This is a genomic window from Metabacillus litoralis, assembly GCF_003667825.1.
In the GTDB taxonomy this organism is placed as follows: domain Bacteria; phylum Bacillota; class Bacilli; order Bacillales; family Bacillaceae; genus Metabacillus; species Metabacillus litoralis_B.
Genome location: NZ_CP033043.1, coordinates 4,773,839 through 4,800,536 on the forward strand (window position 1 = coordinate 4,773,839; position 26,698 = coordinate 4,800,536).

General features: G+C 37.0%; 20 protein-coding genes. 17 read left to right on the forward strand and 3 right to left on the reverse strand.

The window, feature by feature from the left end; translation table 11 throughout:
• Positions 1–186: 186 nt before the first annotated feature.
• From D9842_RS23395 to D9842_RS23465, 16 genes are all read left to right on the forward strand, one after another.
• Positions 187–1,092: an amidase domain-containing protein gene (locus D9842_RS23395; RefSeq protein ID WP_257535937.1), complete on the forward strand. Its 906-nt coding sequence runs from the start codon at positions 187–189 to the stop codon at positions 1,090–1,092.
• Between the two features lie 56 nt (positions 1,093–1,148).
• Positions 1,149–1,646: a tRNA (uridine(34)/cytosine(34)/5-carboxymethylaminomethyluridine(34)-2'-O)-methyltransferase TrmL gene (gene trmL / locus D9842_RS23400; RefSeq protein ID WP_098798201.1), complete on the forward strand. Its 498-nt coding sequence runs from the start codon at positions 1,149–1,151 to the stop codon at positions 1,644–1,646.
• A 423-nt stretch (positions 1,647–2,069) separates the two neighbouring features.
• Positions 2,070–3,965, forward strand: coding sequence for a PrkA family serine protein kinase (locus D9842_RS23405; RefSeq protein WP_121664522.1), 1,896 nt, complete (start codon positions 2,070–2,072; stop codon positions 3,963–3,965).
• Between the two features lie 125 nt (positions 3,966–4,090).
• Positions 4,091–4,243, forward strand: a complete 153-nt coding sequence (locus tag D9842_RS26090; RefSeq protein WP_162987538.1) for a hypothetical protein — start codon at positions 4,091–4,093, stop codon at positions 4,241–4,243.
• A 314-nt stretch (positions 4,244–4,557) separates the two neighbouring features.
• Positions 4,558–5,727, forward strand: coding sequence for a sporulation protein YhbH (gene yhbH / locus D9842_RS23410; RefSeq protein ID WP_121664523.1), 1,170 nt, complete (start codon positions 4,558–4,560; stop codon positions 5,725–5,727).
• A gap of 126 nt (positions 5,728–5,853) precedes the next feature.
• Positions 5,854–7,182, forward strand: coding sequence for a hemolysin family protein (locus tag D9842_RS23415; RefSeq protein ID WP_121665170.1), 1,329 nt, complete (start codon positions 5,854–5,856; stop codon positions 7,180–7,182).
• 255 nt (positions 7,183–7,437) lie between these two features.
• Positions 7,438–8,820, forward strand: a complete 1,383-nt coding sequence (locus D9842_RS23420; RefSeq protein WP_251403704.1) for an ABC transporter substrate-binding protein — start codon at positions 7,438–7,440, stop codon at positions 8,818–8,820.
• Between the two features lie 182 nt (positions 8,821–9,002).
• Positions 9,003–10,082 (forward strand): carbohydrate ABC transporter permease, encoded by a 1,080-nt coding sequence (locus tag D9842_RS23425; RefSeq protein WP_098798189.1) that lies wholly within the window; start codon positions 9,003–9,005, stop codon positions 10,080–10,082.
• A gap of 1 nt (position 10,083) precedes the next feature.
• Positions 10,084–11,166: a carbohydrate ABC transporter permease gene (locus D9842_RS23430; protein WP_121664524.1), complete on the forward strand. Its 1,083-nt coding sequence runs from the start codon at positions 10,084–10,086 to the stop codon at positions 11,164–11,166.
• Positions 11,167–11,259: 93 nt separating this feature from the next.
• A complete protein-coding gene (locus tag D9842_RS23435) occupies positions 11,260–13,539 on the forward strand; it encodes a glycoside hydrolase family 65 protein (protein WP_121664525.1) in 2,280 nt (759 codons plus the stop codon).
• Positions 13,540–13,541: 2 nt separating this feature from the next.
• Positions 13,542–14,216, forward strand: coding sequence for a beta-phosphoglucomutase (gene pgmB / locus D9842_RS23440; RefSeq protein ID WP_162987585.1), 675 nt, complete (start codon positions 13,542–13,544; stop codon positions 14,214–14,216).
• A 15-nt stretch (positions 14,217–14,231) separates the two neighbouring features.
• Positions 14,232–15,710: a glycoside hydrolase family 32 protein gene (locus D9842_RS23445; protein ID WP_121664527.1), complete on the forward strand. Its 1,479-nt coding sequence runs from the start codon at positions 14,232–14,234 to the stop codon at positions 15,708–15,710.
• 129 nt (positions 15,711–15,839) lie between these two features.
• Positions 15,840–17,048 carry a multidrug effflux MFS transporter gene (locus D9842_RS23450; protein ID WP_121664528.1) on the forward strand — a complete coding sequence of 403 codons (1,209 nt, stop codon included), beginning with the start codon at positions 15,840–15,842 and terminating at the stop codon, positions 17,046–17,048.
• 91 nt (positions 17,049–17,139) lie between these two features.
• Positions 17,140–17,529: a ribbon-helix-helix domain-containing protein gene (locus D9842_RS23455; protein ID WP_121664529.1), complete on the forward strand. Its 390-nt coding sequence runs from the start codon at positions 17,140–17,142 to the stop codon at positions 17,527–17,529.
• 187 nt (positions 17,530–17,716) lie between these two features.
• A complete protein-coding gene (locus tag D9842_RS23460) occupies positions 17,717–18,817 on the forward strand; it encodes a hypothetical protein (protein WP_121664530.1) in 1,101 nt (366 codons plus the stop codon).
• 315 nt (positions 18,818–19,132) lie between these two features.
• Positions 19,133–21,157: an ATP-binding protein gene (locus D9842_RS23465; RefSeq protein WP_121664531.1), complete on the forward strand. Its 2,025-nt coding sequence runs from the start codon at positions 19,133–19,135 to the stop codon at positions 21,155–21,157.
• Between the two features lie 31 nt (positions 21,158–21,188).
• Here D9842_RS23465 and D9842_RS23470 read toward each other — a convergent pair whose 3' ends face one another.
• Together D9842_RS23470 and D9842_RS23475 are read right to left on the reverse strand one after the other, a co-directional pair.
• Complete coding sequence (locus tag D9842_RS23470; RefSeq protein WP_121664532.1) at positions 21,189–21,812, reverse strand: hypothetical protein; 624 nt, start codon at positions 21,810–21,812, stop codon at positions 21,189–21,191.
• A gap of 84 nt (positions 21,813–21,896) precedes the next feature.
• Complete coding sequence (locus D9842_RS23475; RefSeq protein WP_121664533.1) at positions 21,897–22,202, reverse strand: 4a-hydroxytetrahydrobiopterin dehydratase; 306 nt, start codon at positions 22,200–22,202, stop codon at positions 21,897–21,899.
• A 295-nt stretch (positions 22,203–22,497) separates the two neighbouring features.
• Here D9842_RS23475 and D9842_RS23480 point away from each other — a divergent pair, with 295 nt between their 5' ends.
• Positions 22,498–26,070, forward strand: coding sequence for a CheR family methyltransferase (locus D9842_RS23480; protein WP_121664534.1), 3,573 nt, complete (start codon positions 22,498–22,500; stop codon positions 26,068–26,070).
• Here D9842_RS23480 and D9842_RS23485 read toward each other — a convergent pair.
• The gene (locus D9842_RS23485; protein WP_121664535.1) at positions 26,053–26,682 is read right to left on the reverse strand and encodes a hypothetical protein; all 630 of its coding nucleotides are present in this window, start codon (positions 26,680–26,682) and stop codon (positions 26,053–26,055) included. The two genes, D9842_RS23480 and D9842_RS23485, sit on opposite strands and share 18 nt — an antisense overlap.
• Between the last annotated feature and the right edge of the window lie 16 nt (positions 26,683–26,698).

Here is a 26,698-nt window from a genome sequence, read left to right on the forward strand (position 1 = left end):
TGTTAAAAGGCGGCGTTCTATTCTCCGCCTTTTTATGTTTTGATCCTCGCTATGTTTTATTGAAAGGGATCATAGTCAATGAAACGAATCTAATTGACTTTACATAAAATCATAGATAAAAGCGAAATAACATGACTAAATCTCAACACCTTCTACATACGTTTTAATAAATACGTTATGGTGGTGATGATCGTGAAGCAGCTAATTTCTGAGTTAAATGAAGCGAAACTTCAAATGCTGATCAATGCTAAATATATAAAAAACGAAAGAAATGATGCTGAACTACAGGCAATACAACGGAAACTTGAATTTTCTAGAAAACGAAATACAGAAATCGTTAAAGGTAGTACAAAAATAAATATTACGAATATTGACACAAGAACAAAAGACCTGAAGGAGGCAAGGTATACATGTCATTCGAAGTGGCTTAATAAGCAAAATGACTTTTTTTATCTTGAAGAAAGAATTGAAAACAGAAAGGCTAGTATTTATAAAAATGAAATTGTTGAAGATCTATTATTGAATCACGAAGGAGACAATGACAGATCTAGTATTCAAATCATGGATGATGATGAAAGGAATAAAGATTCTTCGTATCGTTACGACCGAATGGCGGCTGTTCAATATGCTGAGCGTTGGTGGAATAGTACGAATCCTAAATATAAAAACTTTGATGTGAATTGCACAAACTTTATTTCACAATGCTTGCATGCAGGTGGGGCCCAGATGAGAGGATATCCTAACCGTTCTTCAGGATGGTGGATGCAAAATAATAACTGGAGTTACAGCTGGTCTGTTGCAAATGCAATGAAGAATTTCTTAGCTCAATCCCAAACTGGTTTAAGAGCCGAGCGAGTAGAATCACCGGATAAATTAATGCCTGGGGATGTTATTTGCTATGATTTTCAAGGAGATGGCCGCTTTGATCATACAACGTTTGTCGTAGCAAAAGACGATGAGAATATGCCATTAGTAAATGCACAAACTTATAATAGCCGTATGCGCTATTGGGCATACGAAGACTCGACTGCCTACACACCAAATATAAAGTATGCTTTTTTTCGAATACTTGATGATACCAGTTCAAAGTAACAATGGTATAATGGCTATTGAAATAAATGTTAGTATTTTTCATAGAAACAGACGAGGTGAAAAAATTGGCTTTACATGTTGTACTTTATCAACCAGAGATTCCTGCAAATACAGGGAATATTGCACGTTCATGTGCAGCGACTAACACAACTCTACATTTAATTCGTCCATTAGGATTTTCGACAGATGATAAAATGCTGAAAAGAGCGGGTCTGGATTATTGGGAGTTTGTAAATGTTGTCTATCATGACTCTCTTGATGAATTATTTGAAAAATATAAATCAGGAGAATTTTTCTTTTTAACTAAATTTGGCCAACAGCCGCATACTACGTTTGATTACAGCGATCTTAATAAAGATTATTTCTTTGTTTTTGGTCGTGAAACAACGGGCTTGCCAAAGGATTTAATTCAATCCAATATGGATAAATGCTTACGTCTTCCAATGACAGAGCATGTGCGTTCATTAAATTTATCTAACACTGCAGCTATTCTTATTTATGAAGCATTAAGACAGCAGAACTATCCTGGTCTAATGCTGGACTTTCATAACTAAAGGCTAAGCGCAGGAGCTAAACACAAATAAAAAGGGTGACTCAAACGGTATAGATCTTATCAAAAGGTCTATATCATTTGGGTCACCCTTTTTTTTATCCAACTTACTTTTTTACGCCTGGCTTGCCTTCATATCCAGCTGTAAAAATAGCTGTTAAGAATGCTAAGCTAACACCGAGAATTAAAATAAAACCCATCGTTTTACCTCCTCTACTTAATCAACAGAGAATGAAGGATCTATGTATAGTTTCCCTCTTATAGCTAGTATTATTATAACTCAATTAAGAAGTGATGTGAATGAGGAACAAAGAAAAAGATTCTAGCTTTTTCTTAACAAGAACGAATGTTAAAGGACATCCTCGCATAAAGTGTATTAAACTGCACGAGTTAGAAATAAGTACGACCAATGATGAAGGAGGTCCTTATGGATATCTTAAAAAAGATTGAAAAGTACAGGGAAGATGAGCAGCGCTTAAAGTGGGAAGGAACCTTCGTAGAATATTTGGAGATTGTCAAAGAGAAACCATGGGTTGCCCAATCAGCACATTCCAGGGTTTACAATATGATTAAAGATGCTGGGATTGAAGAAGTTGATGGAAAAAGAACGTATAAGTTTTTTGATCACCAACTATATGGATTAGAAGACGCGCTTGAACGTCTTGTTGAGGAGTATTTCCATCCTGCTGCTAAGCGCTTAGATGTTAGAAAACGGATATTATTATTAATGGGACCTGTTAGTGGAGGTAAATCAACTCTTGTAACGATGCTGAAAAGAGGGTTAGAAGCCTATTCTTTAACAGATCGTGGTGCAGTTTACGCGATTAAAGGCTGTCCGATGCATGAGGACCCTCTTCACCTGATTCCACACCATCTAAGAGATGATTTTTATGATGAATATGGAATTCGTATTGAAGGGAACTTATCTCCATTAAATGTGATGAGACTAGAGCAAGAGTATGGTGGTCGTATTGAGGACGTACGAGTTGAACGTGTCTTCTTATCTGAAGATAAACGTACTGGTATTGGTACATTTAGTCCATCCGATCCAAAATCACAGGATATTGCAGATCTAACAGGTAGCATTGACTTCTCTACAATTGCTGAATATGGTTCTGAATCAGATCCACGTGCCTACCGCTTTGATGGAGAATTGAACAAAGCAAACCGTGGTATGATGGAGTTCCAAGAGATGCTAAAATGTGATGAGAAATTTTTATGGCATTTGCTATCATTAACACAAGAAGGTAATTTTAAGGCTGGTCGTTTTGCGCTAATTTCTGCAGATGAGTTAATTGTTGCCCACACAAACGAAACAGAATACCGCTCCTTTATTTCTAACAAAAAGAATGAAGCCCTTCACTCACGTATTATTGTTATGCCTGTTCCGTATAACCTAAAGGTTACAGAAGAAGAGAGAATTTATGAGAAAATGATCTCTGAAAGTGATGTATCTGATGTTCATATTGCCCCACATACATTAAAGGTTGCGGCTATGTTTACCATTTTAACTCGCCTAAAAGAACCGAAACGCGGAGATATTGATCTGGTTAAAAAGATGAGATTATATGATGGAGAAAGTGTTGAAGGCTTTAACTCTGTTGATGTTAATGAGCTAAGAAAGGAATATAACGATGAGGGCATGTCCGGTATTGACCCGCGTTATGTGATCAATAGAATTTCATCTACGATTATTCGTAAAGAAGTGCCATCCATTAATGCTTTAGATGTATTAAGAGCGTTAAAAGAAGGTCTTGATCAACACGCTTCTATTTCAAACGAAGATCGTGAAAAATATTTAAACTTCATCTCTGTTGCTCGCCAGCTATATGACGACATGGCGAAAAAAGAAGTTCAAAAAGCATTTGTTTATTCTTATGAGGAATCAGCTAAAACTCTTATGGATAACTATTTAGACAATGTGGAGGCATACTGTAATAAAAACAAGCTTCGTGATCCATTGACAGGTGAAGAAATGAACCCTGACGAAAAACTAATGCGCTCAATTGAAGAGCAGATTGGTATTTCAGAAAACGCGAAAAAAGCCTTCCGTGAAGAGATTCTTATCCGCATTTCAGCTTATGCACGTAAAGGAAAACGTTTTGATTATAATTCTCACGAACGTTTACGTGAAGCGATTCAAAAGAAACTTTTTGCTGACTTAAAAGATGTGGTGAAAATTACGACTTCATCCAAAACACCTGATGAGCAGCAGCTTAAGAAAATTAATGAAGTGGTGGCACGTCTTATTGATGAACATGGCTATAACTCAACTTCTGCGAATGAATTATTGCGTTATGTAGGAAGCTTATTAAACAGATAAATCTGAAATGCTTACGGCTGGCTGACATCTATCTTGTCAGCTTTTTTTATTAGGTATTAAACTTATGTGGTTTCACTCAAAAGATCGACGGGTAATAATACCCTATACCAAAAGAGGTGAATCCATTGAAAAAAACGGTTAACACAATGATTCGAAACATGGATGATTTGAAGAAGCAATCAAAGGATATGGAGAATATGAAAACGAATAAAGAGGTCAAGCAAGAGGGGAAAAGTCCAGATCCCATACAATATGTTAAAAAGAATACTAAGAATTAGAGGGCATCCAACTTAGGGTGTCTTTTTTGAATGGAAAACACAAAGTAAAAATTGAAATGGGAACTTGTCTTATTTTTAATGATTACACGGTAATTTTCTAAATTATTTGTCAATAAATCAATTCTTTCGCATAGGATAGAGTAATCCACAGAATTCAAAACGGATTTGAAAAACGAAAGTATTCATCCACGTTAATGTATGCTGAGGATTAAAAATGTGTGACACTTTTTTTACAACTAATTTTGAAATTTTTAATGAAATGTATGACAGATGATGAAAGAAACTAAAAAAATATCGGAGGGGGAACTGTAAAAATGTCTAATCAAGATCAGAATTTCGTTATTTCTCAAGAAGATTGGACCCTCCATCGCAAAGGCCATGATGATCAAACACGCCACCAAGAGAAAGTACAGGAAGCTATTCGCAACAATCTTCCAGATCTTATCACAGAAGAAAGCATTGTAATGTCCAATGGGAAAGATGTAGTAAAAATTCCAATTCGTTCACTGGACGAATACAAAATTCGTTATAACTATGATAAGAATAAGCATGTTGGCCAAGGCGATGGAGAGAGTCAGGTCGGTGATGTCGTAGCAAGAGATGGATCACAAGCAGATGCTAAGGGTCCCGGCAAGGGTCAGGGAGCCGGAGATCAAGCAGGAGAAGATTATTATGAGGCTGAAGTATCTATTTTAGAGTTAGAAGCAGCATTATTTAAAGAATTAGAGCTTCCTAATTTAAAACAAAAAGAACGTGATGATATTGTAATTGAAAACATTGAGTTTAATGATATAAGAAGAACAGGCTTAATGGGAAATGTTGATAAGAAAAGAACAATGTTATCGGCATATAAACGTAATGCCATGGCGGGAAAATCAAAGTTTCACCCAATTTATCCAGAAGATTTAAAGTTTAAAACTTGGAATGAAGTTGTAAAGCCTGAATCAAAAGCTGTTGTCATTGCGATGATGGATACGAGTGGTTCAATGGGCCTTTGGGAAAAATATATGGCTCGTAGCTTTTTCTTTTGGATGACAAGATTTCTTAGAACAAAGTATGAGAAAGTAGATATCGAATTTATTGCCCATCATACCGAAGCAAAGGTTGTTTCAGAGGAAGATTTCTTCTCAAAAGGAGAAAGCGGAGGGACAATTTGTTCATCTGCATACCGTAAGGCTCTTGAGATTATCGAAGAAAAATACCAACCAGCAAGATATAATATCTATCCTTTCCACTTTTCAGATGGTGATAATTTAACATCAGACAATGCCAGATGCGTTAAGTTAGTAGGAGAGCTTATGAAGGTTTCCAACATCTTTGGCTATGGAGAAGTCAATCAGTATAACCGTCATTCAACCCTAATGTCCGCATATAAGAATGTCAATGATGAGAAGTTCCGCTATTATATCCTCAAACAAAAAGCAGATGTTTTCCAAGCAATGAAGAGTTTCTTCAGAAAAGATGAAGATAAAAAGTATGCATAACAACCTTGCCCCAATAGTTTATTGGGGCTTCCTTATGTGAAGATAGGTTTACAAACAATATCTTCCTTACAAACATTTATTTTTTTTGGACAAGCTAAAAATTATAGATCTTCGTCCCGGAGGTTGATTTCTTTGGAGATATTCATTTTAGCAGTTCTTATTATTTTGAACGCCTTTTTTGCAGCTAGTGAGATTGCCTTAATTTCACTAAATGATAATAAAGTAAAGCTAATGGCAGAGAGTGGTAATAAAAAAGCGATAATGTTGGATAACTTATTGTCTGAACCTAGCAGGTTTTTAGCTACGATTCAAATTGGAATAACACTCGCTGGATTTTTAGCAAGTGCCTTTGCTGCGGAAAGCTTTGCAGGAAGACTTGCAAAAGCATTACATGATATGGGAGTGCCAGTGTCAGAAAGACTATTGGGAACTATATCTGTGATTGTTATTACGCTTTTATTATCATACTTTACTTTAGTTTTAGGTGAACTGGTTCCTAAACGACTTGCCCTCCAAAAGGCTGAAGCTATTTCCATGTTCGCCGTTTTCCCTTTAACCATTTTATCAAAGGTCTCATCACCTTTTGTAAAGTTGCTAACTGCCTCAACTAATTTCATTGTCCGACTATTTGGTGTCGATCCAGATGCGGATGATGAAAATGTAACGGAAGAGGAAATCCGAATGATGGTTGATGTTGGCAAGGAAAGAGGAACCATTCAAGAAGCTGAAAAAATTATGATAAACAATATCTTTGAATTTGATAACAAATCTGTCTCAGAAATTATGACACATCGAACAAATATTGTTGCGATCCCTCTTCATTTTACACTTAAAGAAACGGTTCGATTAGTAAATGAAGAAAAGTACACTCGATTTCCAGTGTTTGAAGAAAACATTGATCGTATTGTTGGAATACTACATTCAAAGGATCTCATTCAATTTGTTGAAAATTGTGATGAAAATTCATTCAATATGAAAGAATTACTACGTGCTCCTTACTTTATATTGGAATCTAAGCCAATCGATGATTTGTTTAAAGAAATGCAAATGAATAATATTCATATGGCTATTGCAATTGATGAATATGGTGGAACAGATGGGGTTGTCACAATAGAAGATGTGATTGAGGAAATTGTAGGAAATATTTTTGATGAATATGATGAAATAGGACTGGATTATGAAGAAATTATTGAGCTTGAAGATAATGTTTACTTAATTCCAGGAACGACAAACCTCTATGTTGTTGAAGATCTTCTTGACATTGAAATTTCAAATGAAGATTTTGACACATTAAGTGGGTTTGTCATAGGTCAGCTTGGGTATATACCTGATGAAAATGAAAAGCCTCAAGTCGAATATAACAATATATTGTTTGCAGTCGAAGAAATGCATGATAAGCGCATTCAAAAAGTAAGGGTCACTCCTTTAGAAAATCAAGAACTGGAAGAGGAGTAATGTTAGCCAATTTCTATGATGAAATTGGCTTTTTTCATTAGAACAAGGGGATCTTCATACATAACTCATTAATTAATCAAACGTTTGTTTAAAGTTGTTTAAAGGATTTTAACTAATATAAATTGTGTTTTAAGAAACGTTCTATTTTTTTGTATAATCGCAAGAAGTTTTCGCAAACTACATATGTCAATAGGATTAATTTACATATAGTAGATTCTTACTATGTGAAATAACACAGAGAAGGGGGCAATTCAATTGATAACGTCAATGAAGAAAAAGCTGTTTACTTTAACCAGCGTATTTGTTGTTTTTGCATCTATATTATCTGGTTGTAATACAGCTGAAGAAGCACCGGAAGATAATGCAGAAAACGGTGGCGGTGGCGCCGCAACGGAAGGTGAAGGTACTTATTTAGAAAGAGCTTATGCAGGTGAATTTGATGGAACTAAGGTTACGATGTTTGGTCCTTTCACAGATGCTGACCAAGTAAAGTTTGAAGATAGTATAAAAGAATTTGAAGAAAAAACAGGAATCGATATCCAATATGAAGGATCAAAAGAGTTTGAAGCTACAATCTCAATTCGTGTAGAAGGGGGAAATCCTCCAGATATTGCCGACTTCCCTCAGCCTGGACTATTATCTACATTTGCTAAGCAAGGTAATGTAATTGATGTTTCAACATTTATGGATCAAGAAAAATTAAAAGAAAAATACAATCAGAGCTGGCTGGATATGGCAACAATGGAAGGTCCAGATGGCGAGGTTATGGCTGGAATTTGGAATCGTAGTAATGTGAAAAGCTTAGTATGGTATCCAAAGGCTGAGTTTGAAGCAGCAGGATATGAGGTGCCTGAGACTTGGGATGAAATGATCGCGTTGTCAGAGCAAATTGTGAAAGACGGCGATAATCCTTGGGCAATCGGGATTGAAAGTGGAGCGGCAACAGGTTGGGTAGCAACTGATTGGATGGAAGATATTATGCTTCGTACAACATCACCTGAAAACTATGACAAATGGGTAAATGGTGAGCTTCCATTCTCTTCTCCTGAGGTTAAGAACGCGGCTGAAAAAATGTCTGAGATTTGGTTAAATGATGATTTTGTTTATGGTGGAAGAAAGTCAATTGTGACAACAAACTTTGGGGATGCTCCAAAGCCAATGTTTGATGAGCCACCTAAAACATGGTTACACAGACAAGGAAGCTTTATCACAAGCTTCTTCCCAGAAGGTACTGTAGCTGGTGAGGATTATGATTGGTTCTACTTACCTCCTATTGATGAGCAATATGGTAAGCCAGTTCTTGTTGCAGGTGATATTTATGCGATGTTTAATGATCGTGATGAAGTTCGTGCAGTTATGGAATTCTTTACAACAGGTGAGTCAATTAAATCATGGATTCAATCAGGTGGAGTTGTAGCACCTATGAATGATGCCGATCCTGAATGGTATACAACTGATGTTGAGCGTCGAATGGCAGAATTAATTCAAGAAGCAGATACTCTTCGCTTTGATGGATCAGATTTAATGCCAGGAGCAGTTGGCGCAGGAAGCTTCTGGAAAGGTATGACAGATTACATTAGTGGTACGGTGGAACTTGATCAAGCGCTTAAAGAAATAGATGCAGGTTGGCCGAAATAAAGTATTTTTTACAAATGCTTTAAGCACTATCGGCAAGCATAAGTTTTATAGAAATAAGCCAAGTGTTCAAAATAAATTGTGCATCCTAAGGACTGGACATAATGTCTGGTCCTTCATTATTAATAAAGTTTCAATTGAAAATGAGGTAAGGATTTTTACCATAAGGAGGTAACCCGAGTGATATGGAAAAACAAACATCACCTTCAGTCGCAAAGCTTGTTTTATTAACAATTGCTGTATTTGCAGGGAACTTACTCATTCATTACGGTATATTTCTTTTTCTACGTGATACAGAGATGCCAGCCCTGCTTTATGCAATCTTGGCTATCATTTGGGGAGTATTCGGAGTTTATACCATTTACTACACACTTAACTGGGTAGTTGAACAATACCCTGTGAAACAAAGGCGTATTGTACAGCCGTATGTATTCGTTGGGCCTGCTGTTCTTTTGTTAGGATGGCTGATGTTTATACCAACTCTTCGTACATTATATTTAAGTTTTTTTGGCCCAAATTCAGACAGTTTCGTAGGCTTATCAAATTATTTAGCGGTGTTTACGGACCGTCTTTTGTTAACAGCCTTGCGTAATAATTTGTTGTGGGTCCTATTTGGAGCAACATTATGTATCGTGTTAGGGCTATTGATTGCTGTTTTAGCTGATAGAAGCAGCTATGAAAAAATTGCGAAGGCTATTATTTTCATGCCAATGGCTATTTCGATGGTAGCTGCTGGGGTTATTTGGAAGTTCATTTACTATTACCAACCTGGAGATCAACAAATAGGTTTGTTAAACGCAATTGTTGTTGCGATTGGTGGAGAACCTCAAGCTTGGACAAGTATGAATCAGCCCTGGAACAATATGTTTTTAATTGTGATATTAATTTGGATGCAAACCGGCTTTGCGATGGTCCTATTTTCAGCAGCATTGAAGGGAATTCCAAATGAGTTACTTGAGGCTGCACGTGTGGACGGAGCAACAGAGGTTACAATCTTTTTCAAAATTATTATTCCATACATTTCAGGTACGATCTTAACTGTTTCAACAACCATTATTGTTTTTACATTAAAAATCTTCGATATCATCATGGTAATGACAGGTGGTCAATATGAAACAGATGTAGTTGCCACACAGTTTTACCGCCAATTCTTTATGTACAGAAACTTTGGATATGGCTCAACATTAGCGATTGTTTTATTAATTACAGTCATTCCTGTTATCATCATCAATCTAAAACAATTTCGCAGGCAGGGGGGATTTTAGGGTGAAATCAAACAAAGGGTCAAAGTGGCTCGTCAATCTAGTGTTAGCTGTCATTTGTCTGATTTGGCTGATTCCAACAGCGGGACTATTTATTTCCTCCTTTAGACCAGCGGCCGATATATTAGATTCAGGATGGTGGACCGTATTTCCTCATAGAGACTGGGTAACAGAGGATCAACTCACACTCGATCCTGATACAGATTTGAGCGAGCCGATTGCGGTAGAAGGTAAAACCTATACAAATGATGAACTAGCTAGTGGTGTTGTTTTAGATGGTAAAAGGCTTATTTGGGAAAACAAACGAAAAAGACTTCTTAATGTTCAAACGAAACAATGGACAATGAATGCAGATTTTACGTTAGAGAATTATCAAACGGTTCTTGGTGGTAAGCAGTATGTGATCACCCTTCCCGGTGGTGGAACAAAAACAGAAAAAGGAAGTAATTTAACACAGTCATTTATTAATACATTTACGGTTTCCATTCCAGCTACCATTATCCCGCTGTTAATAGCTACCTTTGCTGCTTATTCCTTTGCATGGCTAAAATTTAGAGGCAGCAGAGCGATGTTTGTTGTTGTCATCGCGTTGCTTGTTGTTCCATTGCAGGTTGCGCTCATCCCTATATTGAAGGATTATACAAACATCGGCTTAAATGGTAGTTATTTAGGAATATGGCTTGCACATACCACATTTGGATTACCGTTAACAACCTACTTTCTTTATAACTATATTAGCCAGTTGCCACGGGATATTTTTGAGTCAGCCTTTATAGATGGCGCGAGTAATTTTACGATCTTCACAAAATTGATTCTTCCATTATCTGTTCCTGCTTTAGCATCGATTGGAATCTTTCAGTTCTTGTGGGTATGGAATGATTATTTAGTTGCATTGGTGTTTTTAGGAAGTCAGCCAGATGTTCAGGTGCTCTCAATGAGAATTGCAGACATGGTCGGGTCACGTGGAGATGATTGGCACTTACTAACAGCAGCAGCCTTTGTTTCAATGATCATGCCGCTTACTGTTTTCTTCTTATTACAACGTTTCTTTGTAAGAGGTTTATTAGGTGGATCTGTAAAAGGATAAAACTAAGTGCAGGGATAAAGCCAGTCATGATGAGGTGTTCATACTGGCTTTAAGCCTGTTTATTTTTAATCGGTGAAATGGAGTTGAAAATGCGTGACGTGGAAAATCGAACGAAATGATCTATCACAGCAGGAACTATTAAACCTAGAAAGCTTATTCTCTTTGGCAAATGGCTACATTGGTGTCCGCGGGAATTTTGAGGAAGGGTATTCGGAAGAGTTCGTTTCAATACGTGGAACATACTTGAATGCCTTTCATGATATAACAGAGATTACATATGGTGAAAAGCTTTATGCTTTTCCAGAAACACAGCAAAAGCTGGTGAATAACATTGATGCTCAATCAATTGATATCTTTATAGACAAAGAGCAATTCTCGCTATTTGAAGGTGAAGTACTTTCATATAAGCGGGTGTTGCACTTAGATCAAGGGTATACAGAACGATTCATTCATTACAGAACTCCTGGTGGAAAGGAAGTAAAATTGCAGTTTCGCAGGGTAGTATCGTTCTCTGTAAAAGAACTTTTTGCAATCGAAGTAAAAATTGAGCCGGTAAATTTTAACGGAGAAGTAAGGATTGTATCAAAAGTAGATGGAGATGTTTCGAACTATGTTAATAGAAATGATCCGCGTGTAGCTGCGGGACATGCAAAATTACTTTCAGTAGAGAACATTGGGGAAAAGGATGACATCGTTTTTGTTGAAGACAAAACGACAAATTCGGATCTTAAGGCTGCTTGCACGACAAAACATATCTTAAATGTTCAAGGAAATAAGACTACAAAAATTCTAGATAAAAGAGCAGAAGTTACCTACACTTTTGATCTAAACGAACCTGTTGAATTTGTAAAATATAATGTTTATACAGATACACTCAGGCACGAACAGGATTTGGTTGAAAAGGGTATCGAGATTCATGGCAATCTTTCAAATCAATCCTTTGAACAGCTCATTCAATCTCAAAAGAACTATCTTGATGAATTCTGGAATGTGGCAGATATAAAAATTGAAGGTGAGGAAAAGCTTCAGGAGGGTATTCGCTTTAACCTTTTTCAACTTTTACAATCTGCAGGAAGAGATAAGTACAGTAATATAGCTGCAAAGGGTCTTTCAGGTGAAGGATATGAGGGACATTATTTCTGGGATACCGAAATTTATATGATTCCTGTTTTCTTACTAACAAAGCCTGAGTTAGCAAAACAATTACTAATCTATCGATATTCAATCTTGAATGGAGCAAGACAAAGGGCCAAAGAGATGGGGCATTCTAAAGGAGCTTTATTCCCATGGAGGACCATCTCAGGATCAGAGTGCTCGGCGTATTTCCCAGCTGGAACAGCACAGTATCACATAAGCGCTGATATTGCCTATAGCTTTATCCAATATTATTTAGCAACAAAAGATATCAATTTTATGGTGGAATATGGAGCTGAAGTTTTAAGTGAAACAGCAAGATTATGGATGGATACAGGTCATTTTTATCAAGATGAATTTAGAATTGACGATGTAACCGGTCCTGACGAATATACATGTCTTGTGAACAATAATTATTATACAAACGTTATGGCAAAGCATAATTTAAAATGGGCCTACTCCATTTACAATCAGGTGAGGAAAGAGGATCCACCTTCTTTTAAAGAGTTATCGCAACGCTTAGATCTCACTGAAGAAGAAGCACGAGACTGGAATCAAGCAGCTGAAAAAATGTATTTACCTTATGATGAAGAATTAGGGATTAATCCTCAGGATGATACATTCTTAAAAAAAGCTGTTTGGGATTTTGAACATACACCAAAAGAAAAGTATCCATTGCTTTTACATTATCACCCACTAACACTATATCGCTATCAAGTGTGTAAGCAAGCTGACACTGTACTTGCTCACTTTTTATTAGAGGACGAGCAGTCGCTTGAAACAATAAAAGCATCCTACGATTATTATGAAAAAATTACGACCCATGATTCATCTCTATCCTCTGCTATCTTTAGTATTATGGCAGCGAAAGTTGGTTATCGCGAAAAGGCCTACGACTATTTTATGGAATCTGCGCGTCTAGATCTTGATAATACTCACGGTAACACAAAAGATGGCTTACATATGGCCAATATGGGTGGTACATGGATGTCAATTATTCATGGTTTTGGAGGAGTTCGTGTGAAAGAAAGTGGGCTTTCCTTACATCCTGTTTTACCAAAGCAATGGACACAATATGAATTTACGTTACATTATTTGCACCGCCAACTTCGTGTCAAAGTTGAACGTGAGCAAATGACTGTTTCCCTTGAAAAGGGCGATCGTCTTGACCTTACTGTTTATAGAAAAAACATAACATTAGAGGAAGGAAAGCAATATACTTGGGAAATTTCCGAATAGGAGTGATACAGTTGAGTAAATTAAAGGCTTTTATTTTCGACTTAGATGGTATTATAACTGATACAGCTGAATATCATTTTCTTGCTTGGAAGGCTTTGGCTGAAGATCTAAACATTTCTTTTACTAGAGAATTAAATGAAGAGTTAAAAGGAATTTCGAGAATGGATTCCCTTGAGAAAATCCTTCAATTTGGTGGAAAAGAGCAAGAATTTTCAGAGCAAGAAAAGCTGGAGTTGGCAACAAAGAAAAATGAACATTATGTTGAGTTAATAAATAAGATCACTCCTTCAGATATATTACCAGGAATTGAAACGTTACTGAGTGATATTAAACAAGCTAACTTAGGAATCGCGCTAGCATCAGCAAGTAAAAATGCCAATATGGTATTAGAAGCATTGAAGCTCAAGGATCAATTTGATTATATTGTTGATGTAACAAAAATTAAAAAAGGAAAGCCTGATCCAGAAATCTTTCTAAAGGCAGCAGAATTACTAAAGGTTAACCCTTCAACATGCATAGGAGTAGAGGATGCCATTGCTGGTGTTGAAGCCATAAAAGGTGCCGGTATGTATGCGGTTGCAGTTGGACCGGAACATTCCTTCCCAAAAGCTGATCTTGTTTATGAAAAAACGGATGATCTTTCATTTAAAGAGATAAGAGAAAGGTTTGAAGGGTGAAAAAAGGAGAAATCAATGATTGAAAACCAAAGAATTAAGGAAGCGGAAACAGCATTAAGTAAGTTGCAGGAAGAGGTTTATCAACATGAATGGCGATTGCACTATCATATTGCTCCAGTAGCCAATTGGATGAATGATCCTAACGGGTTTTGCTATTTTAAAGGTGAATATCATCTGTTTTATCAGCATCATCCTTTTGCTCCAAAATGGGACTCCATGTATTGGGGACATGTCAAAAGCAAAGATCTCGTCAATTGGGAGCATCTTCCTCCAGCCTTGGCTCCAGGTGAAACTTATGATAAAGATGGATGCTTTTCTGGCAGTGCAATTGAAAAGGATGGTAAGCTCTATTTAATGTACACAGGTAATGTGTGGACAGGTGAAAATTATGATGAAGAGCTAAAGCAAGTTCAAGCCCTAGCTGTAAGTGAGGATGGAATTCATTTCGAAAAGCTTCCAGAAAACCCTGTTATAACAGAGGCTCCAAATGGTGACATCCATCCATTTCATTTTCGTGATCCAAAGGTATGGAAGCACGATGATCTTTATTATGTTGTGTTAGGTTCAAAAACGATGCAAAATACCGGACAAGTATTAATGTATCGTTCAAAAGATTTGATACATTGGGAATTCGTCAATATTTTGGCTAAAGGTGAGGGGAACTTCGGGTACATGTGGGAATGTCCTGATTTATTTACTTTAAACAATAAAGAAGTTCTCGTGATGTCTCCACAGGGAGTAAAACCTGAAGGGAATTTATATCATAATTTACATCAAGCTGGCTATGTGATTGGTGAGCTGGACTATGAAAAAGGAATTCTTTCTTATGGTGACTTTCAATTATTAGATTATGGCTTTGATTATTATGCCCCTCAAACAATGGTTGACCCAGAAGGCAGAAGAATTGCTATTGCATGGATGGATATGTGGGAAAGTGAGATGCCGACACAATCACACGGATACACAGGTGCTATGACATTACCTCGTGAGTTGGAACTAAGAGGTGATAAAATTTATTGTCATCCAGTAAAGGAAATTGAAAAGCTCAGACAAGCTGAAGTCGTACACGAACAAATTACGTTTTCTGGAGAAACCTCACTTGAAGGCATTGCAGGCGATTGCATAGAGCTAGACCTTTCACTTCGAGTTCACCATTCATCAGCATGCGGAATTCGACTTCGTGTAGATGAGGATGCTGGTGAAGAAACAGTCATCACCTATTATGGTGACAAAGGAATTCTTGAACTTGACCGCAATGAATCAGGGAAGGGGCCAGGTGGAGTTAGAAAAACGCATCTACAATTACAAGATCAAATGCTACACTTAAGAATTTTCATTGATAAATCCTCCGTAGAAATTTTTGTGAATAATGGTGAGCAAGTATTAACTGCTAGAATATACCCAGGTGAAAATAGTACAAGCATTCGCTTATTTTCAAATGAAGAAATTGAAATTGCTCAATTAAAAAAGTGGGATTTAAAGCGATCTATATGATAGTAAAAAACCTTTCGACATTAGTTGAAAGGTTTTTTATTTTTAGAAAGAAGTATAATTTGTCAATCTCAACATAAACATTTATTATTTTTGTAGAACAAAAAATAAAATGTTGAGGAGAAATATACAATGGAACTTGAACAACAAAAAGTTCAACAACAAAACAAAGCACTTATTGTGTTTATTTTAGGAACACTTGCGGCATTTGCTCCTTTGTCGATTGATATGTATTTACCAGCGTTTCCAATCTTAACAAATGAATTTCATACTAGTGCATCGATGATTCAGTTAAGTTTAACGTTCTTTCTGCTGGGAGCTTCTTTAGGTCAACTCTTTACTGGGCCTTTAAGTGATGTGTTTGGAAGAAGGAAGCCGTTGTTAATCGGCTTATCTATCTATACAGTCACCTCTCTTTTATGTGTTTTTACTGATTCTATTGAACTTTTCATTCTTTTGAGATTGATACAAGGATTAGCGGGATCTGCAGGAATGGTTATTTCAAGAGCCATTGTTAGGGATCTTTATTCTGGTAAAGAAATGACAAAGTTCTTTTCATTATTAGCTTTAGTAAATGGAATGGCACCTATTCTTGCTCCAGTTATTGGAGCACAACTTCTCAAGCTGTTTCCATGGCAGGCAGTATTCATAGCCCTAACAATCATAGGTGTAGTGATTTTTGCCTTTGTTCTTTGGGGATTAAAGGAAACCTTGCCTGTTGAAGAACGAAACGAAGGCGGCTTTTTGCAAACACTTAAGACGTTTCGCCAACTGCTTACAAATCTTCATTTTATGGGATATGTTCTTTCATTCGGATTTGTTGCTGCAGCAATGTTTGCTTACATCTCAGGTTCATCCTTTGTCATTCAGTACGTATACGGAGCTTCCGCAGATACATTCAGTATCGTCTTTGCCATTAATGGAATCGGGATTGTCATTGCCAGCCAAGTAACAGGAAAGCTTTCAGAATGGATCGAAGAAAAGAAGCTTCTCTTAGCAGGAGTGATCATGTCATTTACTGGTGGACTTAGTTTATTACTTCTTATTTTATTAAAGGTAGAATTAATGTTCATTCTTCCATCGCTCTTTTTAACAGTATCTAGTGTAGGTGTGGTTAATACAACTAGCTTCTCTTTAGCTTTACAGAATAATAGAAACATAGCAGGCAGTGCCTCTGCACTATTAGGTGTTATGTCATTGTTAGTGGGTGCTATTGTAGCACCTCTTGTAGGAGTTGCTGGTGAAGATACGGCGGTGCCTATGGGAATTGTTATATTTATATCCAGTTTAGGAGCAGTTCTCTCATATTTCTTTCTCGTTAGATCAAAAAAACTAGCTTAGGTCTATTAAAAAAACCAATTTACAAGAAACGAGAGAAAAGGTTATCATTTTCTTTGGATAGAAAATTGCAAATGAGTATGGGAGAGAATAAATGAAGGAATTAACGTTTACATCTTATAATCAGTTTCAGCAATTTATTGAACACAAAGCGATGGAAAAAGCGATTATGAAAGGTCTTCATGGCGAAGAATTAGAAACATTTAAAGTAGAGTTTCTACAAAGAGCTGAAAAAATGTGGAAAGACAACGAGTGTGATCATTGGGTTGAAAAGCACGGTTATGTTGTAATAAATGTATGGAAAGACGGTGTAGGCAAACGGAAAATGTCGAGGGGAAGACCGAAGAAACTCGATTCCGAGAAGTACCTTCATTCCATTCATGTACGTTTAGATGAAGAGGCATACCGTAAGCTCAATCAATACTGTGAAGACAACAACATAGATGTGTCAGAAACAATAAGGAAGTTAATAAAATCACTTTAGAATTCTGGAGTTACAATAATATTTTGTATCAAAAAAGCAGTGGTCTGATTGAGATCACTGTTTTTTGATACAAAAGTATCTCATTGCTAGGGTAGGGAAGAGGTAGATTGGAAGGTATAGGGGGATAAGATCTTAACTTGATATCGCATCTGCAGGGACTTTTCATGGTTTGTATAATAGGAGGTTAGTGGCAGATCGGTTTGAGGAGATTGGTGTCTTGGTACTAAGGGAATTGGGACAGGAAGGTCTTCCGGGAGAAAGATGTGTCTCGATACAGAGAGAATCGGGACAGAAAAGGTCCTCCAGCAGGAAGATGTGTCCCGATACAGGGGGAATCGGGACAGAAAAGGTCTTCCGGCAGAAAGATGTTTCTCGATACAGAGAGAATCGGGACAGAAAAGATCCTCCAGCAGAAAGATGTGTCTCGATACAGGGGGAATCGGGACAGAAAAGGTCCTCCAGCAGGAAGATGTGTCTCGATACAGGGGGAATCGGGACAGAAAAGGTCCTCCAGCAGAAAGATGTGTCCCGATACAGGGGGAATCGGGACAGAAAAGGTCCTCCAGCAGGAAGATGTGTCTCGATACAGGGGGAATCGGGACAGAAAAGGTCCTCCGTCAGAAAGATGTGTCCCGATACAGGGGGAATCGGGACAGAAAAGGTCCTCCAGCAGAAAGATGTGTCCCGATACAGGGGGAATCGGGACAGAAAAGGTCCTCCGTCAGAAAGATGTGTCCCGATACAGGCAGAATCGGGACAGAAAAGGTCTTTCAGTAGGAAGATGTGTCTCGATACAGGGGGAATCGGGACAGAAAAGGTCCTCCAGCAGGAAGATGTGTCCCGATACAGGGGGAATCGGGACAGAAAAGGTCTTCCGTCAGGAAGATGTGTCTCGATACAGGGGGAATCGGGACAGAAAAGGTCTTCCGTCAGAAAGATGTGTCCCGATACAGGGGGAATCGGGACAGAAAAGGTCCTCCAGCAGGAAGATGTGTCCCGATACAGGGGGAATCGGGACAGAAAAGGTCCTCCGTCAGGAAGATGTGTCTCGATACAGGGGGAATCGGGACAGAAAAGGCCTTCCCTCGGAAAGATGTGTCTCGATACAGAGAGAATCGGGACAGAAAAGGTCCTCCAGCAGGAAGATGTGTCTCGATACAGGGAGAATCGGGACAGAAAAGATCCTCCAGCAGAAAGATGTGTCTCGATACAGGGGGAATCGGGACAGAAAGGGTCCTCGGTCAGAAAGAAGTGTCTCGATACAGAGAGAATCGGGACAAATCCATGAGAAAAGAGTTGTAAAGAGTCTCGATACTAAGATAATCGGGACAAATCCGTGAGAAATGATCAGCAAAGAGCCTCGATATAAGGGAATCCAGATGGAGCTGGTGTTAATACTCGAATCACCTATCGAAAAACGCATGAACTTCTGAATATCACACCCTACAGGTACTCTAACACTAGGTATCTCGAAAACACACATTGGTTCAAATTATAATAAACTCTACTATTAAAACCTACGAACTATTGTTCCGCCAAATAATCCCATATGATATAATTGAAAAAAACGCTTGGAGTGATTTCTATTTTTAAGCTGGAGGAAATGTTTGATAGCGGTAGCTCCTCTTATTTAGAAAGAGAAAAGAGGAGATTAACAGAATTATATAAACTGGACCTCATCAATACTCCAAATGAAGAGTCGTTTGATCGCATTACAAGGTTAGCTAGTAGGATCTTTCAAGTTCCTATTTCATTAATAACGTTATTAACTGAGGACAAACAATGGTTTAAATCATGCGTAGGTCTCACAGGTTCAATTTTAGAAGAGAGGTCAACAGAAAGAGAGGCAGCCTTCTGTCAGTATGTTGTTTTAGATGGAAACCCATTAGTGATTGAAGATACACTGGAAGACCATCGCTTTAAACATAATCGATTAGTGAAAGAACATCAAATCCGTTTCTATGCTGGTGTACCAATTATTACGAAGCAAAACAATATACTAGGGTCTTTGTGTATTATTGATGTGAAACCAAGAACGCTTAGTGAAGATGAACTAAATAACTTGATCGATTTAAGTTATTGGGTAAAGACAGAAATTGAGTTAAGATCAGACATAATCGAGAGAACGCTGAGTGAACAGTCAATTCGAAGCTTATATGAAATAACGAGCAATAATGACTTAAGCTTTGAGCATAAATTAAAAAAGTTATTAAGTATAGGTTGTGAGCGCTTCCAATTGTCAGATGGAAATATTTCGAAAATAACTGGGAACCATTATGAGGTTATCCAAACAACAGATTTAACAGAAACGATAAATGTTGGTGAAGTCATTTCTCTAGATGAAACGTGTGCTGGGATGGTTAGGGAACGTTTAACACCAGTACATATAAGTCAGTCTGCACCAATTCATAATCAATCGATGATAAGAGAGTATGTGGGTGCACCAATATTTGTTCATGAACAATTTTACGGTACTTTTTGCTTTTATGATATTCATCAGGGATTTCGTACAATATCCAACTCAGACATTGAATTCCTACAATTGATGACACAGTGGGTTGGCAATGAGCTGGAACGAAGAATTGCTGAGAAAAAGCTAAAGGAAACTCAAGAGAGATTCGAGCAAATTGCTAATAACATTAAAGAAGCCTTTTGGATAGTTGATATTCAAGAGAAAAAGCTACTATATATGAGTTCTGCATGGAAAGAAATCTCAGGCAGAACAGGTGAAGAATATAATTTAGATCAGACACTCTGGGAAAGATCCATTCATCCTGATGATCGTGAGTATGCATTGGAGAGATTTGGGAATGTGCATGAAAGAGTTGAATTTGACTATAGAATAATTTACACAGACGGTACAATACGTTGGGTGAGAAACCGAATTGTACCAGTGTATAATCCAAACGGTCATCCTTATCGAATTGCGGGTGTAGCTGAAGATATTACGGAGAAGAAACAAAATCAGGCTTTAGTGAGGAAATCAGATAAGCTAACAGCTGTAGGTCAATTAGCGGCAAGTATTGCACATGAAATACGAAACCCTTTAACAAGTATAAAAGGATTTATGCAGCTGAAAGATGGCTATTCCTATCCATACAAGGAATTAATTCTAAGTGAGCTTTTACAGATGGAAGATTTTGTAAATGAAATTCTTGTTCTTGCAAACTCTCATCTTGGTACTAAGCGTGAACAAAATAACATCATAGACCTCCTTCAAGAGGTTTTACGTACAAATGAGGAGTTAAGCAGAATGCTTAATATTACTTTTTGTATCAAGTGTCATGCTAGCCTATCTATACCATGTGATTTAAATCAAGTTAAGCTTGTTTTTCAAAATTTGATTAGTAATGCAATTGAATCAATGCCAAAAGGTGGCATGATTCATATTGAGATTGGGATAGAGGATGAACGATATTTGTATATTGCGGTGGCTGATGAAGGTGTAGGCATTTCACCAGAACGAATTCCTACGCTTGGAGAACCTTTTTATTCTAATAAGGAAAAGGGTAGTGGACTTGGGCTGATGATAAGCTATAGAATCATCCAAAATCATAAGGGGAAAATCTTCTTTACTAGCGAGCTTGGGAAAGGAACAACAGTTAAAATCCTATTACCTTTAGAATAACTAAAAGGAGCGATAATACGCTCCTTTTAGTTTATTTTTTTCTTTGCGGAGTTCTTTCATAAGTAGGCGATTGTGGAAACATATTTCCTGTTGGTCCCGGAAGAGGCCCCTCAAAATTAGGATACCCCGGATAAGAGCTGCCATCAGGTCCCGGAAGAGGCCCTTCAAAATTAGGATACCCCGGATAAGGGCTGCCATCAGGTCCCGGAAGAGGTCCTTCGAAATTAGGATACCCCGGATAAGAGCTGCCATCAGGTCCCGGAAGAGGCCCCTCAAAATTAGGATACTCTGGATACGAGTTGCCATCAGGTCCCGGAAGAGGTCCTTCGAAATTAGGATATCCAGGATACGAGTTGCCGTAAGGCCCAGGAAGAGGTCCTTCGAAATTAGGGTAGCCTGGATAAGAGTTACCATAAGGCCCAGGAAGAGATCCTTCAAAATTAGGATAAGTATTTCCGACAGGGTTTGGGAATGCTCCTCCATAGTTTGGATTATAGCTATTCCCTATTGGTGATGTTACTCCCTGATAAGGGGTACCCGGTGTTGGATAAAATCCGTTACCATACATTGTTCCAGTTGCAGGAGATGCACCGTAGTTCTGCATAAATCCTGGTTGATAAGGAGCATAATGGTTTCTTCTAGGGTAAAAATTCATGTGTTTTTTCCTCCTCTATAGGAATTCCTTAACTAACCTATGCTGTTAACTAGATTTCGCTACAAGGAAAGATGAGGAGAGATACTAAAAGCTAATTGAAGAGGGATCAATAAATAACTGATCAATCTTATGCGCTAATTCGAAATCTAATTTTGTTAAACCTTTTGCAGCCCATGATGTGTAGGTAATAAAAACGGCTTTATACTGAATCTCAATAAAAGGGTGATGATCTGCTTGCTCAGCAAGATATCCTACCTTTGAAACAAAATCTATTCCGGCAAGATAGTCCTTAAATATGTATTTTCTAACGATAGAACGCTGCTCTTTTAATTTCCATTGTTGTAAAGAAGAAAGTAGTTCTTCAATCTCCTGGTCTTCTAATCGCTTCAATTCTATACCTCCTTTCCGTAATGTCTTACTATTTTCTCTAAACATATGGCAATTCCTTCTTGTAGATAAAACTAGAAATTTAGTCGTAGTAAAATATAAATAGAACAGAGCAAAAGAAATACATTATGGTATATCCTATCTGTAATAACTGTTATGATAGTAGAATGATAAAGTGGTAAAGCAATAGATTACTTAATTAATTTAACTTAATTAAGTATTTTTCTTTGTTAATCAACAGGATATCAATTTATTGTTGTCGAATTGGTTATGGGGAATTGTTTAAGGAGGATACTAGATGTCAAATGCACCAAACGGGCAATTAGAACAGGAACATGAAAAGGGTGAACTTGATACACCATATGTTGTAGGAATTGGAGCCTCAGCTGGAGGTCTTGAAGCCATAGAGCAATTTTTCCAAAGTATGAAATCTGACATAGATGCAGCATTTGTTGTTGTCCAACATTTATCTTCTAAATATAAAAGCTTTATGCCGGAACTACTCAGAAAATATACAAATATGCAGGTTTTTGAGGCAAAGCAAGGGTTGGAGGTTAAGCCTAAAACCGTCTATTTATGCCCACCCAATCACTATATTACTATAAATAATAAAGGGCAGTTACATCTAGAGAAATATCATGAGAGTCAAGTAGTGAATTATCCAATAGATACGTTCTTAACATCTATTGCTTACTACGCACAAAAGAAAGCAATCGGTGTGATCTTGTCTGGTAAAGGGACAGATGGAACAAAGGGCTTAAATGATATTCACGAAAGAGGCGGACTTTGTCTTGTTCAGAATGAGACAGCAAAGTATATGGATATGCCCGAAAGCGCAATCAAGTCAGGGGTTGGAGATTACGTCATTAATCCTTCAGTGATGTCTGAGCATATTCAAAATTATATCGAAACAGAACCCGTGGATTTTAAAGAAAAAACATTAAACCAAGTGTTAATGATGATTCATAAAAAAAGTGGTATTGATTTTACCATGTATAAGAAAAACACTGTTATCCGAAGAATTGAACGTAGAATGAGTTTATTGGAAGAATCATTCCTTAATCTTGAGGACTATAAAAACTATTTGCTGGAAAACCCTAGGGAAATTCGTTATCTTCAAGAAGATTTACTTATTGGTGTGACTCACTTTTTTAGGGATACTGATGCATTTTACTATATGCAGAATACTCTCATTCCATCAATGATTAGTGAGAACTTGCAGCGAGGCCGAAATAAGATGAGGATATGGGTAGCCGGATGCTCATCAGGTCAGGAGGCATATTCTTTAGCTATTTTATTTAATGAAGAGCTGGAAAAAAGAGAAAGTGATATGGATTTGCAAGTGTTCGCCACAGACATTGACCGTGATGCTGTTAAGTTCGCAAGTCAGGGCTGCTACTCAGAGCAAATCGTCTCAATGATCCCAAAACATCTGCTAATTAAATATTTTGATAAACAAGGCAGTGATTATCAGGTAAAAAGAGAAATCAGACAAAAAATTGTATTTGCCCCTCATAATATGACGAAGGATTCTCCATTTGTTAATTTAGACATGATAAGTTGTAGAAATGTCATGATCTACTTTCAAACAGAGCTTCAGCAACGAGTATTGTCATTGTTTCACTTTGCACTAAAGGAGAAAGGCTATTTATTTTTAGGGCCAAGTGAAACGATCGGTAAACTCTCAAATCTTTTCTCCTCTGTTAATAGCAAGTGGAAAGTTTTTAGTAACCAGGTTTCTGATAACCAACATTTTTCCCAAGCATTGTTAGCTCCTAAGGAAATCTCCGGAGATAGTGAGAGAAGAGGTACTGAACACTTACGCGACACAAACAGGTATCAGCACCCAGATGAACTGTATTATTCACTCATGGACGATCTGTTACCTCCGTGCATCGTAATCAATGAGCATAATGAGGTAATTCTTTCTTCCGGTAATGCAGGTGAGTATTTAAACCTACCAAAGGGAAAGGTTAACTATAATATTTTTAATATGGTTCCAACAAACCTATCTGTTGCCATTGGAACAGCAATAAAAAAAGTTCGTGAGGAATTAAGAGAGATTAAATATAAGAATCTTTTAATCAACAAAAATGAAAGTAAACAGGTAAAACTAGTTGTTAAGCCTTTAGAAAATGTAAGAAAGGGCTATGTTGCATTATTTATAAAAGATCATATGCCTGACTCGACAACTATAATCAAAGCTGATTCTATGACATTTGATCAGGATTCTGCCTATAATCAAAGAATCTTTGACTTAGAGCAGGAGCTTTACTATACAAAGCAAAGTCTTCAAACAACGATTGAAGAATTAGAAACATCAAATGAAGAGCTTCAGTCAACAAATGAAGAATTAATTGCTGCGAATGAAGAGCTTCAAAGTACAAATGAGGAAATGCAATCTGTTAATGAAGAATTAATTACAGTTAATTCACAGTATGAAAAGAAAATTATTGAACTTACGGATCTTAACAATGATATGGACAATTTGTTGATTAATACCAATATCGCAACCATTTTCTTGGATAAGAAATTAAATATTAAACTTTATACTCCTGAGGTTATGAAGCTCTTTCATGTTATTAATCGTGATATTGGACGTCCGATTTTTCATATATCACATCGATTAGAGTATGAAACATTGATAGAAGATATCCAAGATGTGTTAATGACAACGAAATCAATTATAAAAGATCTACCTGCAAAAGATGGAAAATGGTATAGTGTCAAAATCATGCCTTACCGTACTAGTGACAATATTGTTGACGGAATTGTGATGACATTTATTGATATCACTAAAATTAAGAAGGTAAATCGAGAGCTTCAATTGAGTATGCAGGCTATTGAACTTAGCCCGGCAAATACAGTATTTACAGACTTCCAAGGGAAAATAGAGTATGCGAATAGTAAATTTGCAGAACAACTTGGGTTAGAGGTTAAGGATTTAATCGGACGTAAGTTAAAAGATATCTATGCAGAATACTATATTGATAGTGATTTTGATTCTCATTGGAAAAAGGTGCGTGCTGGTGAAAAATGGTCTGGTGAAATATCCTATACAGCTCGCGATGGAAAACAATATTGGGAAAATCTTGCATTAATACCGGTTGAAAATGAAGATCATGATGTTGTTCAAATTTTAAGGGTAGGAGAAGATATAACCAATAGAAAAAGCTCTGAGCAAATGTTGATAAAGTCTGAAATGCTCTCAGCAATTGGACAGTTGGCAGCTGGCATTGCACATGAAATAAGAAATCCTCTAACTTCATTAAGAGGCTTCTTACAGCTAATGATCCAAACCAACACATATCGTAAGGAATACGCTGAAGTAATGATGACTGAGTTTATCAGGCTGGAAGAGATCATTAACGAATTTTTAGTACTATCTCGACCAAAGGCAGCGGCTTTTCAGGATGTTAATATTAATAAAATCATTCAAGATGTTTCGAAAATTTGGGAAACACAAGCCATTCTTAATGACGTTACAATCGAAACATATAATGACCCATTTATTTTTACTATCCAAGGAATTGAGAATGAGTTAAAGCAGGTTTTTATTAATATTGTAAAAAATGGAATCGAGTCGATGGAAGGCCGCCCAGGAAATTTAAAGATTGAAACACGTAAACTGGATAGTGGAGAGGTACTTATCCGCTTTGAAGATAAAGGAAAAGGAATTCCAAAGGAACAGCTTGAAAAAATGGGACAGCCTTTCTACACAACCAAGGAAAAGGGAACAGGTTTAGGTTTAATGGTTAGCTTTAAGATTATTGAGAGTCATAATGGGAAAATAGTCTTTTCAAGTGAATTAGATAAAGGCACAACAGTTGAAATTACGTTACCTTTATCTAACTCAGTCGAAGCGGTCTAAAAGAGGCATCAAAGTTAAATAGAAATCGATTGAAGAGCGCAGCTCATTTAATTCATCAATAATGACTTCAAAGTGAGCACTTTTTCCACTTTCAATGATATCGGGGCGAAGGAGGCTGAGTAAATCCTGTATTTTCTCAAGCTTCCTTGGAAGGTCCTTCATATTATCAGACGAACTTATTAAATTATATATATCTGAGTCTGTTAGAAACGGCTGAAATAATGAAATAATTTCTTTTCGATGATGCTGTTCAAATTGATCTTGGTCAGTCACTGTTAATTGTTCTCGAAGCATATTAACCTGGTGGCTGACTTTTTTTAGATTTTCTCTTAAAGGAATACTTACCACATATAATAAACCTTCATGATTTTGTTTAATATATAGTTCAAATAATTCTAATGAATTTTCAATTGTAATCATATTTGCTTCAAATTTATCTTTTTCCTTTGTGGATAGGAAATATTGGACTTTGTTTCGGCTTTCTTGATCAACAAGGTCAAGGAAGTTTTTAGATTTAGAGAAAATTTGATGTGACATTGAAGATGAATCTATCACATCAAGCTGTGAATTTAAAACAAAAACAGGTACAGGTACGTTTTCAAGTGCGTACATTTGCACACCACACCTT